The sequence below is a fragment of the Aromatoleum sp. genome (genome assembly GCF_032027225.1).
GTDB lineage: Bacteria > Pseudomonadota > Gammaproteobacteria > Burkholderiales > Rhodocyclaceae > Aromatoleum.
In genome coordinates, this window is the sequence record NZ_JAVSMM010000002.1 from 133,956 (window position 1) to 150,125 (window position 16,170).

A 16,170-nucleotide genomic window follows, 5' to 3' on the forward strand; every position below is an offset into this window, starting at 1 on the left:
ACCGGGCGATCGGAAATATTCGCACTTTGAGCGCTCAGCTTCGCACCGGCTCGCCCTGCCGCAGCCGGTTCTTGTCGATCTTCCCGACCGCGGTCTTCGGCAGCTCCTCGACAACCGAGATCTGCGCCGGGATCTTGTATTTCGCGAGATTCGCGCGGCAATGCTCGATCAGTTGCTCGGCGCCCGCCGCATCGCCTGGGCGCAGCGCGACAAAGGCGCGCACGACTTCGCCGCGATACGCGTCGGGCACCGCGACGACCGCCGCTTCGCGCACCGCCGGATGCAGGTACAGCACTTCCTCGATCTCGCGCGGGAACACGTTGAAGCCGGAGACTTTCGCCATCTCCTTCTTGCGGTCGCGGATGTACAGGTAGCCGTCGTCGTCGAATTCGCCGACGTCGCCGGTATACAACCAGCCGCCGCGGATCGTCGCCGCGGTCTCGTCGGGCAGGTTGCGGTAACCCGACATGATCTGCGGCCCGCGGACGCGGATTTCGCCCTTTTCGCCGACGCCGAGCGGCTGCGCACCGCGGTCGAGGTCGACGATCTCGATTTCGGTGTACGGCAGCGGCTGGCCGACCGAACCCGACTTGCGCACGCCGTCGAGCGGGTTGAAGCTCAGCACCGGACCGGTTTCCGACTGGCCATAGCCTTCGAGCACCGGCGCGCCGGTCGCGCTTTCCCAGCGCCGCAGCAGTTCCTCGGGCAGCGCGGCCGAGCCGGAATACGACAGGGACAGTTCGGAGAAATCCGCACTGGCGAAGCGCGGGTGCGCGAGCAGGCTCGTGAACAGCGTCGGGCTGCCGGCGATGATCGTGATGCGCTCGTGCGCGAGGAGATCGAACACCGCGTCCGGCGTGTAGCGCGGCACGATCACGAGCGTGCCGCCGGCGTAGGCCATGTTGTGCAGGCACATCGCGACCGCGTAGATGTGGAACAGCGGCATCACGCACAGCAGCCGCTCGCAATCCTTGCGTGTCGGCAGCAGCGCCTCGCGCTGGCTGACATTGGTCGCGACGGCGCCGTGGCGCAGGTTCACGCCCTTCGCGCGGCCGGTCGTGCCGCCGGTGTACTGCAGCGTCGCAAGATCGTCGCCCGACGGCAGCGGTTGAGGCAGCGCGCGGTCGGCGGCGTCGCGCCAAGCAGTCAGGCGCCGGGCGTTCGCTCCGATGCAGATGCGATGCGGAATGCGCAGCGCGTCGAGGATCGGCTCGACGACGTCGCGCTTGTCCTCGTCGTAGATCACGACCTGCAGGTCGGCGTCCTCGAACAGCGCGCGCAGTTCGCGGGCGGTGTACATCGGGTTGAACGGCGCCGCCTGCGCGAGCGCGGCGTGCGCGGCGAACATCGCGATGCAGATGTCCGCGGAGTTGCCAAGGACGAAGCCGACGCGTTGTCGCGCGGCGCCGAGCGCGACGAGCTCGTCGGCGAACCACGCGACGCAGCGGAGGTATTCGCGGTAGGTCAGGCGCTCGTCACCGCAGACGATCGCGTCCTGATCGGGGACGCGCTCGGCCGCGTGGGCGAGCATATGCACGACGCTCGGATACACGGTGGGCAGCTTGGACATCTCTCCTCCTCGGGCGACGCCGCCGGGGCTCCGGCACGGCGACGCGTGCTAAACGTGCGGGCAGCCGCTCGCCGGGTTTCTTCCCCTGCGGGAAGGACGAAAGGGGCTCGAAGCGGGGGCTCCGGACGGGGTTCAAAGCGAGCTCGAAGCGGGCCTCCGGGGTTCCAAGCGCAGCGTGCGCCATTCTCCCGAAACCCGGCCGCACCCGCGCCCCCCTCGACGGGGAGGCGGGCACCCGGGTGCGGCGCGCGCTTCGCCTGGACGGCGCGCACCCACTCCACCAACGCTCCGGCGCGATACCCGGTCAAATCCGGCAGCCCACCCTGTAGCCCGCGTGGATCGCGTCGTAGACCTTCGCGGTGCGCACGCAGTCGCCGGCCTCGTAGACGTCGATGCCGCCGGCCGCCCGCAGCGCCTCCGCAAGACCGTCGCGGTTCGGACCGTAGCCGAGCGCGGTGACGACCGAATCGGCTTCGAAATGGCGCGGCTTGCCGTTGCGGTCCGCGGCGGTGACGCTGCCGCCCGAAACCTCGGTGACCTGCAGCCCGGTGACGATCTCGACGCCGGCCGCGGCGAGCATCTCGCCGTACGAGATCTTGTCGGTGATCGTGCAGTCGCGCGCCATCAGCTCGTCACGCCGGTGCACGATGGTCACGTCGCGGCCTTCCCGCTGCAGGTGCAACGCGACCTCGACCGCGGTCTCGCCGCCGCCGAGCACAATCACGCGCTGCCCGGGCGTCGCGCCGCCGTTGAAGACGTCGATCGCGTCCATCACGCACGGCCCGTCGATGCCGGGGATCGGCGGTGCCGACGCCTGCCCCCCGGTCGCGACGACGGCCGCATCGAAGCCGCCGGCGACGATGTCGTCGGCTACGGCACGGCGCGGCACGACTTCGATGCCGAGCTTCGTCATCTGCGTCGCGAGATAGTCATTCAGGAAGCGCAGATCCGACTTGAACTCGGCGACCGAGCCTTCGAACAGCACCCCGCCGAGGCTGCGCTTCTCGAACAGCGTCACGCGATGCCCGCGCAGCGCGGCGACGCGCGCCGCCTCCATGCCGGCGACACCGCCGCCGACGACGACGACCTTCTTCGCTTGCGGCGCGGGCGTCACCTTCAGGTCGCCCTCGCGCCCGATCTCGGGATTGACCGAACAGCCGACCGCTCGGAAACGGAAGAAGGTGCGGTCGAGACAGCCGTCGTTGCAGCGGATGCACGGCCGGATGTCCTCTTGCCGGCCTTCGCGCGCCTTGTTCGACCATTCCGGGTCCGCCCACAGCGGGCGACCCAGCGAGATGAAGTCGCCCTTGCTGGTGGCGAGGATCTCCTCGGCGAAGTCCGGAAGCGTGATCGAGCCCGACGCGATGACCGGGACGCCGACGGCGCCGCGCACCGCCTCGGCCGCCCAGACGTTATGCAGCCGCGGGACCGACATCGGGCTGACCTGATGAATCATCTGGTGGTGGTCGCCGCCCGAGACGTGGATGGCGTCGATGCCCAGCGATTCGGCGATCTTCGCGACCTCGATCGTCTCGTCGATGCCGAAGCCGTCCGGCTCGTAGTCGGTGCCGCTCAGGCGCAGGGTCAGCGGGAAGTCGCGACCGATCTTCGCGCGTGCGTTCCTGATGATCTCGACGAGCAGTCGCGTGCGGTTCTCGAACGAGCCGCCGTAGCGGTCGGTGCGCTTGTTCGTGTGCGGCGACAGGAAGTTCGTGATCAGGTAGCCGTGCGCGCCGTGGATCTCGACGAGGTCGAAGCCGGCCGCGACCGCTCGCCGCGCCGCGTCGCCGAACGCCTCGACGATCTGCGCGATCTCGTCGATCGACAGCTGCTGGGGGATCGCCTTGTCGCCGCTCCTCGCCTTCAGCGCCAGCCACGGCACCGCGGACGCGGCCTTGATCGGCGGCGTGCCGAGGAATTTCTGCCGCCCGCAATGCTCGATCTGGATGCCGGCGCGCGCGCCCTGGTCCTTGATCGTCTCCGCGAGCAGCGTGAGGCCCGAGATGTGCTCGTCGCTGCTGATGCCGAGCTGGCAATGCGCCGACTTGGCCGCGATGTCATCGACGTACGCGTACTCGGCGATGATCAGCCCGGTGCCGCCCTTCGCGACCTCGCGGTAGTGGCGGATCAGCCGCTCCGACACCGAGCCGTCGATATTGCTCATGCCGGTCGAGGTCGGCGCCTTGATGACGCGGTTCGGGAGATCGAGCGTGCCGATCCGGCCCGGGGCAAACAGCTTCGGATATCTCATGTCCATGAACCTCCTCCTCGTGGTGACGCGTCTGTTCTTTCTTGTATGACTTGGCAACCAGTTGCTTCCGACCGCCCAGTGCCGGTCGACGAGCAGCGGGTGGGCTTCGACAAGCTCAGCCCGAACGGTGATCGGCTGCCGGCCCAGCAACTGTCCTGTTTTGCTAACCGCGCTGCCTCGCCACGGCCGTCCGACGCCGACACGGCTCGTTCACCCGAGCGCCGTGAGCGTTTCGGCGTCGAGCGCGTCGAGGCACGCCGCGCCGACGAGCGCGCGGCGCTGCAGCGTGAGCGCTTCGGGCATCAGGTAGTCGGCGTAGAACCGGGCGAGCCCGCGCTTCGCCTCGTGCGCCGGCGTATCGTCCGTCGCCACGGCGGCCATCCGCAGCCACATCCAGCCACCCGCGACGAGGCCGACCAGCGCGAGGTAGGCGCTCGCGCCGGCCTCGGCGTCGCGGCTCGCGGCCTGCGGCGCGATCGCATCGGTGCAGATGTCGAGCCGCGCGAGCCCGTCGGCGAGCGCGTCGCGGATCTCCCGCAACTCTTCCCGCCTCGCGCTGCGGTCGAGATCCGCGCGGATGCGCGCGGCGAAAAGTCGATAGCGCTTGCCGCTGTCCTGCGGCAGCTTGCGCGTCACGAGGTCGAGCGCCTGGATGCCGTTCGCGCCTTCGTAGATCGACATCACGCGACTGTCGCGCACGTACTGCTCGACGCCGGCGTCGGCGACGTAGCCGTGGCCGCCGAACACCTGCACCGCCAGGTTCGCGACTTCGAAACCGGCCTCGGACCCGCAGGCCTTGCATACCGGCAGCAGCCATTCGGCGAGCGCGAGCGCATCGGCGCGCAGCGCCTCGGGCCCGGCGTGCGCGAGGTCGAGCTGCAGCGCGGCTTCCAGCACCAGCGCCCGCATCGCCTCGGTGCGCGCGCGCATCACGTGCAGCATTCGCCGCACGTCGGCGTGCTCGACGAGCGCGACCGGCGGCGCCTCCGGCCGCCCGCCCTGCGGCCGCTCGAGCGCGTAGCGCAACGCCTTCGCCGTCGCCGCGCCCGCGACCGCGACGCCCTGCATCGCGACTTCGAGCCGCATCGTGTTCACCATCGTGAACATCGCCTTCAACCCGGCGTTTTCCTCGCCGACGAGGTCGCCGCGCGCGCCGTCGAAATTCAGGACGCAGGTCGGCGACGCCTTCAGGCCCATCTTGTGCTCGACGCGCATGACCTCGACCTTGTTGTCCGCGCCGAGCGTGCCGTCGTCCCGCAACTCGCGGCGCAGCACGACGAAGAGGCTCAGCCCGCGCGTACCGGCCGGCGCACCGGGGATGCGGGCGAGCACCATGTGGATGATCTGCTCGGTGAAATCCTGATCGCCGTAGGTGATGAAGATCTTCGTGCCGGTCAGCCGATAGCTGCCGTCGGCCTGCCGCTCGGCGCGCGTCGCGATGCGGCCGACGTCGGAGCCGGCCTGCGCCTCGGAGATGCAGATCGTCGCGCCCCACTTCCCGGTGGCGAGCGACGGCGCGACCGCATCGACGAGTGCTTGCGGCGCATGCGCGAGCAGCAGCCGCGTCGCCGCGCGCTCCATCAGCGGCAACATGCCGAACGCGACGCACGCGCCGTTGACCATTTCCGCGCACGCCGCCTGCAGGGTCAGCGGCAAGGCCTGGCCGCCGAACTCCTGCGGCATGTCGAGGCCGGGCCAGCCGGCGTCGACGTAGCGCCAATACGCCTCGCCAAAGCCGCGCGGCGTGACGACGCGGCCGTTTTCGAGGCGGCTGCCCTCCTCGTCGCCGGCCGCATTGACCGGCGCGAGGACGCCGGCCGCAAAGCGCGCGGACTCCGCGAGCACCGCGTCGGCGAGCTCCTTGTCCGCGTGCGTAAATGCGGGGAGCGCGAAGAGCCGCCGGTAATTGAGCACGTCGTCGAGGACGAAGCGCAGGTCGTCGAGCGGCGGGGTGTAGGAATCGTTCATCGGAATTCCTCGGGATCGAAGGAGGATCTACGCGACCTCGCCGGGGACGGCGAGGAGGCGGCGCAGTTCGCGTTTGAGGATCTTGCCGCTCGGGTTCTTCGGCAGCTCGTCGAGGAAGGCGACGTGCCGCGGCTTCTTGTAGCCCGCGAGCGACGCCTTGCAGTGCGCGATGAGTTCGTCGGCCGACGCGCTCATGCCCGGACGCAGCACGACCGCGGCGCTCACCGCCTCGCCCCAGGCCTCATCGGGCAGGCCGATGACCGCCGCTTCGAGCACCGCGGGATGCTCGTACAACACGCTCTCGACCTCCTTCGAGTAGATGTTGACGCCGCCGCTGATGACCATGTCCTTGACGCGATCGACGACGAAGAGATAGCGGTCCTCGTCGAGATAGCCGAGATCGCCGGTGTGGAACCAGCCGTCGCGGATCGCCTTCCCGGTCTCCTCCGCCACGTTCCAGTAGCCGCGGATCACCGACGCGCTGCGCACCAGCACCTCGCCGACTTCGCCGGTCGCACAGTCGCGGCCGTGCCCATCGACGATGCGCACCTCCGCGTCGACCGCCTCCCGCCCTGCGGACGCGAGCCGCTTGCGCTGCTTCTCGTCGCCGTCGACCACATGGTCCGCCGCGACGAGGAAGGTCGCTTCGAGCGTTTCGGTGAGGCCGTAGCCCTGCGTGAAGCCGCAGCGCAACTGCTCGAGCGCGCGGCGCAGCACCGTCGGCGGCATCGGCCCGCCGCCGTAGAACACTCGGCGCAGGCTCGACAGGTCGGCGTCCGCGAGGAGCGGATTTTCGAGGATCGCGTTGATCATCGTCGGCACCAGCAGCGCGACGCTCGCGCGGCGCCGGCCGACCGCGTCGAGCCAGCGCGCGGGGTCGAACGACGGCAGGATCACCTGCGTGCAGCCGAGCATCATGTAGGTGACCGCCATGAACACCGCACCCATGTGGTACAGCGGCGTCGCGACGAGGTTCACGTCGTCGTGCCGGCTGCCATCCGCGACGAACTGGTTGAACGCGTTCGCGACGAGGTTGCGATGCGACACCATCGCGCCCTTCGGCAGCCCGGTCGTACCGCTCGTGTAGAAGATCGCGAAGATGTCCTCTTCATCGCCCGACTCGGCGACCGCCGCCGGCGACGCTCCGGCGACGACGTCCGCGTAGGCTTCGGCGCCGGGGAGCGCCGCGTCGCCGACGATCCAGCGCCGCGTCGTCAGCTCGGGCAGCAAGCCCGCGACGTCGCTCGCCTTGTCCGCGAACGCGGCGCCGACGACGAAGAGCGACGGCGTCGCGTGGCGGAGCAACTGCGCGAGCTCGCCCGGCGTCAGGCGGTAATTCACCGGCACCGCGATCACGCCGGCGCGTGCGAGGCCGAAATACAGCTCGACGAACTCCGCGCAGTTGCCGAGCAGCACGGCAACGCGCTCGCCGCGAGCGAGCCCGCGCGCATGCAGCGCGTTCGCAACGCGATCCACGCGGCCGTCGAGTTCGCGCCAAGTGCAACTGCTGGCGTCGAGCACGAGCGCGGCCTTGTCCGGGTAGCGCAGCGCGTTGCGCCGGACGATGCGGTCGAGCGTCATGGCCGGGCCTCCTGCCGCGTGCGCGGCTTCTTGTAGATCATCGTCACGCAGGGCTCATCGACCGGCCGCCCGTCGGCGTCGAACTGCCGGCCGAAGCGTGACTCGAACACGTCCCAGCCCCATTCGCGCGGCAGGATGTCCATCCACAGCGGCGTGTGCACGCAGTACGCCGACAGCGGGCGATCGAACGTCCAGTCCGCGCGCTTTTCGATCACCGCGATGTCGATCGGGTGGCGGCGGGAATCCTCGTTCTTGCCGTCGCGCATCAGCATTCCGCCGCTCGCGCAGTAATGGAGGACGAAGGTCGTCTTCTCGTCGTCCTCGATCACGCCGAAACGGTGGCCATGCGCGCGCAGGAAGCCCGCATAGACCTGCACCAGCTGCGCGGTGTCGCCGGTTTCGCGGATCTGCATCAGCAGCGGCTTCCACAGCCGCTCGCCGATGAAACGCCACACCTCCTCGACCGCCGGTTCGCCGAGACGGTCGCGGATGAAGGTCGCGAACAGCCCCGACATCTCGACGTAGAGGTCATGCAGCGGCCGCCATTCGTCACCGACGGCGGCAAGGAGGCGCAAGGCTTCGGCCGTGTCGCCGCCCTCGATCGCCGCCGCGCAGCGCTCGGCCGCCGTCACCGTCAGGTCGGGACGCAGGCGGGAGCTGGTGTCCCCGGCGCCGGCGTTCATGCCGGCTCCGCGAGCGAGCCGGCGACGAGGCGCGCCACTTCGGCCGACAGCGTGCCGGCCGGTATGACTTCGGCGACGCCCATTTCGCGCAGCGCGCGCGCGTCCTCGTCGGGGATGATGCCGCCGCAGATGACCGGGACGGCCAGTCCCGCGCGGCGCATCTCATCGAACAGCCGCCGCACCTGGGTCATGTGCTGCCCGGACAGGAAGCTGATGCCGATCGCGTCGACGTCCTCCTCGGTCGCGACCTTGACGACCTGCCGCGCGTCGTTGTGCAGGCCGAGATAGACGACCTCGTAGCCCGCGTCGCGCAGGATCTGCGCGACCGTGACGATGCCGGTGTCGTGGCAGTCGAGCCCCATCTTCGCCAGCAGAATGCGTTTTTGCATGCTCATGACTCCTCCCTCCTAGCGGAACGACCAGCTCTGGGCCTGGCGCATCGCTTCATGGCATTCGCCCATCGTCGCCTTGTTCTTCAGCGCGTCCATCAGCACCGGCACCATGTTGTCGCCCGCCTTCCACGCCAGCTCGATGCGGGCCATTGCCTCCGCCCATTTGCCGGCGTCGCGGCCGGCGCGGTAGTCGCGCAGGTACTCGGCGCGCCGCGCACCCCAGACGTCGGCCTTGATCTTGTGGATCTGCAACGGCGTCTCGTCCTCGGGCGCGATCGTGAAGCGATTCACGCCGACCAGCGTGCGCCGGCCGCTGTCGAGATCGGCCTGGTTCTTGATGCGCGCGCCGTTGATCTGCTGCTCCAGCCAGCCTTCGCGGATGCAGTCGATCATGCCGCCGCGGCGGTCGATGTCCTCGAGCCGCGCGCGGATCTCGGCTTCCATGCGGTTCGTCAGCGATTCGACGTACCACGAGCCGCCGAGCGGATCGATCGTCTTCGTGATGCCGCTTTCGTACGCGATCACCTGCTGCGTGCGCAGCGCGATGCGCGACGACTCCTCGGTCGGCAGGCCGTGCGCCTCGTCGTACGAGCACAGGTGGATCGACTGCGCGCCGCCGAACACCGCCGCCATCGCCTCGACGCTCGCGCGGATGATGTTCACCTGCGGTTGCTGGCGGGTCAGCGTGTTCCCCGCCGATTGCACCGAAAAGCGCAGACGCCAGCATTCCGGATTGGTCGCGCCGAACTCGTCGCGCATCGTCTTCGCGTAGAGCCGGCGCATCGCGCGAAACTTCGCGATCTCCTCGAAGAAGTCGATCGAGCACGAGAGGAAGAACGACGCCTTGCGCGGAAAGAGATTCACGTCGAGGCCGCGCTCGCGCGCCCGGCGGTAGATCGCGAACGCATGGCCGAGCGAGAACGCGCCGTCCTGGATCGCATCGACGCCGGTTTCGCGCAGGTTGTAGCCGTTCGTGACCATCCAGTTCAGGCGCGGCATGTTCTTCGAGATGAACTCGATGTTGTCCACGCACAGGCGCAGCGTCCCGTCGAGCGGGAAGAACTGCGTGATCGTCTGCAGCGGGCCGCCGCTCATCTGATAGAAGGGGTCGTTCTGCTGCGTGCCGATCACCTTCTCGAACGGCACGTTCTTCTTCTCCGCGACCGCGGCCAGCATCGCCAGCGTCACCGACGACACCGGCGGCCGGATCGACAGCGCGTACGACACCGCGTCCGGCCCGAAGCCGTCGTACAGCGTCTCCATGTCCTCGAGCGTGCTGATCGGCACGCCGGTGACGCCGACTTCGCCGTCGGCGACGGGATCGTCGGAGTCGAAACCGTAGGAAGTCGGCAGATCGATCGTGATCACGAAGCCGTTCGCGCCCTGCCCGTGCAGGTACTTGATGCGCTCGTTGGTTTCCTGCGGCGAGCCGAAGCCGACCTGGAAACGGCGCGTCCAGATCCGCTCGCGGTACATGCCGGGATACGGGCCGCGCGTGAAGGGAAATTCGCCCGGCTCGCCGAGATCGCGCGCGCTGTCGAAGTCGCCGACGTCGTCCGGCCGGTACATCTCGTTGATGTCGATGCCGGCGCCGGTCTCGAAGATCTGCTCCTCGTGGTCGCGCGCCGTTCCTGCTGCTGCTCCCTTCGCGCTCATGCCGTCTCCCCCTTGCGCAAGGTCTGCGTCGCTTCGCGATTGACCGCGAGCGTCCCCGGATTCACGACGACGCTGTAATGCCGCTCGGCCGCCTCGGCGGACACGTAGCCGTACCGAACCTCCTGTGCGACGAGTTCCGCCGGGCGCTGCCGCGGGTCGCCGTAACCGCCGCCGCCGCCCGCGAGCTGGTACCAGCGCGTGCCTTTCGGAATGCCGGCGACGACTTCCTTGCTCCGGCACACATGCACGCTGCCGTCCGGATAGCGCAGCTCGCCGCGGTTCAGGACGCCGGCGCCGCCGCCGAGGATGCCCTTCGCCTCCGAGCCCGCGTCGATGCCGTCGCCGAACGCGCTGATCAGGTTGCCGTCGTTGAGGAACTCCATCTCCATCTCGACGCCGAGACCGCCGCGCCACTGCCCGGGCCCCGCGGAATCCGGCTTGTATTCGAAGCGGTGCAGGAACAGCGGCTCCTTCATCTCGAACATCTCGGGGTCCTGCGCGAGCAGGCCGCCGCCGCACGCGATCAGGCCGATGTGGTCGTAGCCGTCGGCGCCTTCGGTGCCGCCGCCGCCGCCCTTTAGCCCGTTGAACAGGATGTCGACGAAGGGCTGGCCGGTGCGGTCATTGGTGCCGACCGCGGCGATCGCGAAGAGCGGGTTCCACGCGGCGGTGACGCGCTCGGGCAGCGCCTGCGACAGCGCGTCGAAGATCGCCGCCGAGATCTGGTCCGACAGGTGGTTGCCGAAGGTGCTCGCCGCCGGGAAGCGCGGGTTCAGCATCGAGCCTTCCGGGATATGCGTCGTCAGCGGGCGCACCATCCCGGCGTTCTGCGGGATGCCGGGGTCCTTGAGGCACATCAGCAGCGTCAGGATCACCGACGTCATGCTCGAGCCCAGCGGCGCGTTGACGTAGCCGGGCGTCTGCGGCGCTGTGCCGGTGAAGTCGAAGTGGATGTCCTCGCCCTTCACCGTGACCGCGACCTTGATGTCCATCGTCGAGCCGTCGTTGAAGCCGTCGTAATGCACGGTCGAGGCGCCGCGATAGGTGCCGTCCGGGATCGCGGCGATCTCCGCGCGCATCTGCTGCTCGGTCGCGTTGTACAAATGCTGCAGGTGCGCGTCGAAGCGCTCCCAGCCGTAACGCTCGACGAGCTTGCCGAGTTCGCGCTCGCCGACCGCGCAGCCGCCGATCGCGGCCTGGATGTCCTCCTGCACGATCGGGAAGCGGATGTTGCCGAACACGAGATCCCAGACGTCCTGGCGCTTCCTGCCCTTCTCGTACAGCTTGACCGGCGTGATCCGCAGCGCTTCCTGCCAGATCTCGGTCGCGCCCGGGTTGTACGCGCCGGCGACCGCGCCGCCGACGTCGGCCTGGTGGCCGTTGATCGCCGAGAAGCCGATCAGCCGCTCGCCGGCGAAAATCGGCCGCACGATCTTGACGTCGGCCGCCTGGTTGCCGCCGGTGAAGGGGTCGTTGTGGATGATCACGTCGCCCGGGTACAGCTCGTCGCCGTAGTAATCGACGATGTACTTGATGCCGAGCGGCACCGCGAACGCGAGGATCGGGATGTAGGCCGTCTGCTCCATCATCTGGCCGCGCGCGTCGTACAGGCCGGTCACGAAATCGCGCGCTTCGCTGAGAATCGGCGAGCGCGCGGTGCGCAGCATCACCAGCCCCATCTCCTCGGTGATCGCCTTCAATCGGCGCTGAATCACCGTCACGAGGATCGGGTCGATTGCGTTCGTCATTCGAATACCCTCCGCAGATAGGTGTGGCCGATTTCCTTGTGGAAGAGACAGAAGGTGCCCGCGCGGTCGACGACGAAGTCGTACTCGGGGGACACGAAGGTCGTCGTCGTGACCTGCTCGATCAGCGCCGGTCCGCTGCCGATGTTGCCGAACACCATCGCCTCGCCGTCATACACGGGGATGTCGCGGAACGCGCGTTCGCCGGCGAGATACACGCGGCGCGTGCCCTTGCGGCAGCGCTCGGCGCTCTCGTCGCCGCGCGTCATGAAGTTCATCGCCGGCTTCGCGGTGATGCCGACGACGGTGACGCGCAGGTTGACGACCTCGATCTCGGTCGGCGAACCGGCGAGCGAATAGCCGTAGAGCGCGTCGTGCTCGCGGTGGAACACTTCGCGCAGGTAGTCGAGGCCGTCGGCTTCGAAGCGGATGATGTCGAAGCTGCAGGTGATCTCGTTGTGCTGGCCCAGGTAACGCATGTCGGCGGCGTAATCGACGCGCACGCGGTCGCGGTCCTCGACCTTCTCGTCGTGCAGCACCGCGCGCCCTTCATGCTCGAGTTCGCCGAGATACTGCGTCATCAGCCGCGCATCGGCCTTCGACGCGAGCGCGTGGTAGGTGCGCACGTAGCTGTGCTTGAAATCCGAGCGCAGCATCCCGCTGGCGCAGAAGATCGACGACTCCTTCGGCACGAGGATCACCGGCAGGTCGAGTTCGAGCGCGATCATCGCGCCGTGGATCGGCCCGGCGCCGCCGGCGACGACGAGCGGGAACTCGCGCGGGTCGATGCCACGGCTGACGGTGATCTCGCGCAGCCCGGCCGCCATGTTTACGTTGACGAGGTGGTACATGCCGGCCGCCGCGTCTTCGATCGTGAGGCCGAGCGGCTTCGCGATGTGGGTGTCGATCGCGGCGCGTGCCGCCTCGACGTCGAGCTTCATGCGGCCGCCGAGGAAATATTCCGGATCGAGGTAGCCGAGCACGAGGCTCGCGTCGGTACAGGTCGGCAAGCTGCCGCCGCGGCCGTAGCAGGCCGGCCCGGGATCGGCGCCCGCGCTCTGCGGTCCCATGCGCAGCAGGCCGCCGTCGTCGATCCAGCCGATCGAGCCGCCGCCGGAGCCGATCGTGTGGATGTCGAGCATCGGCAGCGCGAGGCGCTGGCGGTTGATCCAGCCTTCGCTGCGCAGGAGCGGGACGCCGTTCTGGACGACCGCGGCGTCGAACGACGTGCCGCCCATATCGACCGTCATGCAGCGGTCGTAGCCCTGCACCGCCGCGAAGGTGATGCCGGCGGTCGGGCCGCTCGCGGGGCCGGACAGCAGCGTCATCACCGCGCGCTCCGCGGTCGAGGCCGGCGTCGCGACGCCGCCGTTCGACTGCATGATCAGCAGCACGCCGTCGAAGCCGATGCCTTTCAGGTTTTCGAGCAGCGCGTCGAGGTAGCGCCGCAGGATCGGGCCGACGTAGCTGTTCAGCGCCGCGGTCGACACGCGCTCGTACATCCGCGCCTGCGGCAGCAGCTCGGACGACACGGTGAGGTAGGCACCGGGCAGCACCTCGGCGACCATCGCCTTCGCCGCCTGTTCATGCGCCGGGTTCGCGTAGCTGTGCATGAAGCAGATCGCGACCGCGTCGACCTCCTGGCGCTTCAGCTCTTCGACCGCCGCGCGCAGCGACGCCTCGTCGAGCGGGGTCACGACCTCGCCGGCGGCGTTGATGCGCTCGACGACCGGCAGCCGCCGGTCACGCGGCACCAGCGGCGGCGGGGGCGTGAGCTTGTTGTTGTACAGCTCCTCGCGGTAGCCGCGCCGCATCTCGAGGATGTCGCGAAAGCCCGCGGTCGTCAGCAGCCCGGTCTTGACGCCGCGCCCGGTGAGGACCGCGTTCGTCGTGACGGTTGTGCCATGCACGATCAGGTCGACCTGCGCGACGAATTCGCCGAGCGCCAGCCCGAGCGAGTCGGCCATCTCCCGCAGGCCGTTCAGTACGCCGATCGACGGATCCTTCGGCGTGCTCGATGTCTTGAACACGCTCGAATTGCCGTCCGAGTCGATGAGAAGGAAGTCGGTAAACGTGCCCCCGACGTCCACGCCGATTCGATAGTTCATCCGGAACCTCCCTGTGGTTTTCGTCCGGCCCGTCGCAGGGCCGGTCACGGTCAGCGGTCGCCGACCTGCAAGACGACGGCCATCGCGCTGTCGCCGGCGGCGCAGCCGGTGAAGAGGCCGTAACCGCCACCGCGCAGCGCGAGCTCCTCGATCAGCTCGATCACCGAGCGCGTCCCCATCGGCGCCTGCGGGTGGCCCCAGACGAGCGAGCAGCCCCAGTTGTTCATGCTGTCGAGATCGGCGCCGGTTTCGCGCGCGAACACGATGTCGTTGAGGGCGAACGGGTTGTGCGTCTTGATCGCGTCGATCTGCGCGAGCGAAACCCCGGCGGCGTCGAGCGCGCGACGCGCGGCGGGAATCGTCGCCTCCGGCATGTGCGCGAGCGGCACGCGCGCCTGGCCGAAACCGAGCAGGCGCACGGCGATCTCGGGGCGGGTCGAAAGCGCCTTCGCGCGCGCGGCGTCGGCAACGATGAGGCCGGCATTGCCGTCGGCCGGATGGGTCTGGCAGCCGAAGGTGACGCTGCCGCCGGCGGCGACCGGGCGCAGGCGTGCGAGGCCTTCGGGCGTCGAGCAGTTGATCCCCTCGTCGCCGGCGAGCGTTGTCGCCGTCTTGCGGAAATCGGCGGTCGGCACCTCGAACGGCAGCGTCATGAAGCGCCGCAGGAAGGCGCTGTCGTCAGCGAGCGCGTCGCGGTACTGCGCTTCGCGCCGCAGCACGAGTTCATGCTGTTGCGACGTCGAGATGCCGTGCTTCGACGCGACGTTCTCCGCGGTCGCGAGCATCGAGTGCCCGCCGAGCGGATCGCAGCCGAAGTTGTCGAGCACCCAGTTTTCGGCTGTGCCGGTGCCGCCGGGCGCCTGCGGGTTCGGGTAGTAGAGGTGCGGACCATTCGACGTGCGGTCGCAGGTGACGGTCAGCGCGACCGAAGCGGCGCCGCTCTCGATCTCCTGCGCGGCGGTCAGCAGGCAGCGCACGCCGGTGGCGCAGGCCTGCATCACCGTCGGGCCGGCCACCTGCGGCGCGCCCGCCATCCCCGCGAGCCACGGCAGCCCGTAGAACGCATGACGCTGCGGCACCGACAGCCCGAGGACGCCGAAATCGAAGTCCTGCGGGGAAATGCTGCGCTTCGCGAGCTCGCGCTTCGTCACGTGCGCAGCGAACTCGACGCTGTGCAATGACGCGAAGCTGCCCTGCCAGCGCGCGAAGGGGGTACTCCAGTACGCGCCGTACGGAATCTCGGCTTTGAATGCCACGTGTCTCCTCCTTTTGTCGTCTTCTGCCTGGCCCGCAGCCAAGGCCGCGAAGGCACCGCACAGACTCGTTTTGCTGCACTCTCTTCCTACATCGATTGAAAGTCAATCGATGTTTGAAACTTTTTTGATCGTTTTTATTTTGAAGGTGAACCGCCCATTCCACTTCGTCTTTTCGCTTCTTTACGGACCGTCTCGTTTCCTCGTGGGCGGATCTCCGCCGACGATTGACAGCACCGAACGACGACGGATACTCTGAAAATCAATTGAACATTGATCATTCACGCATCGATCACGCGAGGCACTTTGGATACGAAACTCAACCGAGCACCGACCGGGGAAGACGAATTGGATCAGGGCTACTACAAGGGATGGCATCTCGGCGGCACGCACCACGATGCGATGACCACCGAGTTCGAATGGGCGGTGCTGCGCTTCGAGCAGGCCTTCCTGCGCTTCATGCTGCAGGCCGGGAGCATGTGCGGGCTCGGCGAGCTCAGCTCGGCCGAGCTCGTGCTGCTCCACGTCATCCGCATGCAGGACGGCCCGAAGACCGCGGCGGTGCTCGCGCGCCAGCTCAACATGGACGGCATCACGAACGTGCAGTACAGCCTGCGCAAGCTGCTGAACTTCGGCCTGGTCGACAAGATCAAGGGCGCGAACAGCAAGATCTGGATGTACGCCGCGACCGAGCGCGCGGCCGGGATGCTGGACGAATACACGCGCATCCGCCGCGAGATGCTCACCGACCAGACGAAGAACATCGAGAACATCGACAAGAAGCTGTACGACACCGCGAAGCTGATCAGCCTGCTCACCGGCACCTACGATGAAGCGAGCCGGATCTCGGCCACGTACTGCCGGGTCGCGCCGCCGAAAGAACCGGACAGGAGCGAGCCGGAAGAATGAACGCGCGGGGACGCCCGTCCGCGCCCGGGCTGCACAAGAAAAAGGGGATCGCGT

General features: G+C 68.5%; 11 protein-coding genes. 1 reads left to right on the forward strand and 10 read right to left on the reverse strand.

What is annotated here, in order from left to right; genetic code table 11:
* Positions 1-34: 34 nt before the first annotated feature.
* The 10 genes from ROZ37_RS03875 to ROZ37_RS03920 all read right to left on the reverse strand — a co-directional run bounded on the left by ROZ37_RS03875 (position 35) and on the right by ROZ37_RS03920 (position 15,210).
* Positions 35-1,570, reverse strand: coding sequence for an AMP-binding protein (locus ROZ37_RS03875; RefSeq protein ID WP_312657670.1), 1,536 nt, complete (start codon positions 1,568-1,570; stop codon positions 35-37).
* A 304-nt stretch (positions 1,571-1,874) separates the two neighbouring features.
* The gene (locus ROZ37_RS03880) at positions 1,875-3,827 is read right to left on the reverse strand and encodes an FAD-dependent oxidoreductase (protein WP_312657672.1); all 1,953 of its coding nucleotides are present in this window, start codon (positions 3,825-3,827) and stop codon (positions 1,875-1,877) included.
* A 204-nt stretch (positions 3,828-4,031) separates the two neighbouring features.
* Positions 4,032-5,789, reverse strand: coding sequence for an acyl-CoA dehydrogenase (locus tag ROZ37_RS03885; protein ID WP_312657674.1), 1,758 nt, complete (start codon positions 5,787-5,789; stop codon positions 4,032-4,034).
* A gap of 27 nt (positions 5,790-5,816) precedes the next feature.
* Entirely contained in the window at positions 5,817-7,370 is a 1,554-nt protein-coding gene (locus tag ROZ37_RS03890) for a long-chain-fatty-acid--CoA ligase (protein ID WP_312657675.1), read from the reverse strand.
* Complete coding sequence (locus ROZ37_RS03895) at positions 7,367-8,053, reverse strand: hypothetical protein (protein ID WP_312657676.1); 687 nt, start codon at positions 8,051-8,053, stop codon at positions 7,367-7,369. The genes ROZ37_RS03890 and ROZ37_RS03895 overlap by 4 nt, the downstream gene beginning before the upstream one ends.
* Positions 8,050-8,442, reverse strand: coding sequence for a cobalamin-dependent protein (locus ROZ37_RS03900; RefSeq protein WP_312657678.1), 393 nt, complete (start codon positions 8,440-8,442; stop codon positions 8,050-8,052). The genes ROZ37_RS03895 and ROZ37_RS03900 overlap by 4 nt, the downstream gene beginning before the upstream one ends.
* Positions 8,443-8,460: 18 nt before the next feature.
* Positions 8,461-10,101 (reverse strand): acyl-CoA mutase large subunit family protein, encoded by a 1,641-nt coding sequence (locus tag ROZ37_RS03905; protein WP_312657679.1) that lies wholly within the window; start codon positions 10,099-10,101, stop codon positions 8,461-8,463.
* The gene (locus tag ROZ37_RS03910) at positions 10,098-11,849 is read right to left on the reverse strand and encodes a hydantoinase B/oxoprolinase family protein (RefSeq protein WP_312657680.1); all 1,752 of its coding nucleotides are present in this window, start codon (positions 11,847-11,849) and stop codon (positions 10,098-10,100) included. Before ROZ37_RS03910 ends, ROZ37_RS03905 begins: the two co-directional genes overlap by 4 nt.
* Entirely contained in the window at positions 11,846-13,954 is a 2,109-nt protein-coding gene (locus ROZ37_RS03915; protein ID WP_312657681.1) for a hydantoinase/oxoprolinase family protein, read from the reverse strand. The genes ROZ37_RS03910 and ROZ37_RS03915 overlap by 4 nt, the downstream gene beginning before the upstream one ends.
* Positions 13,955-14,004: 50 nt before the next feature.
* Positions 14,005-15,210: a thiolase family protein gene (locus ROZ37_RS03920; RefSeq protein WP_312657683.1), complete on the reverse strand. Its 1,206-nt coding sequence runs from the start codon at positions 15,208-15,210 to the stop codon at positions 14,005-14,007.
* Positions 15,211-15,513: 303 nt separating this feature from the next.
* Between ROZ37_RS03920 and ROZ37_RS03925 the strand changes: the two genes are divergently transcribed.
* Positions 15,514-16,116 carry a winged helix DNA-binding protein gene (locus tag ROZ37_RS03925; protein ID WP_312657684.1) on the forward strand — a complete coding sequence of 201 codons (603 nt, stop codon included), beginning with the start codon at positions 15,514-15,516 and terminating at the stop codon, positions 16,114-16,116.
* Positions 16,117-16,170: the final 54 nt, after the last annotated feature.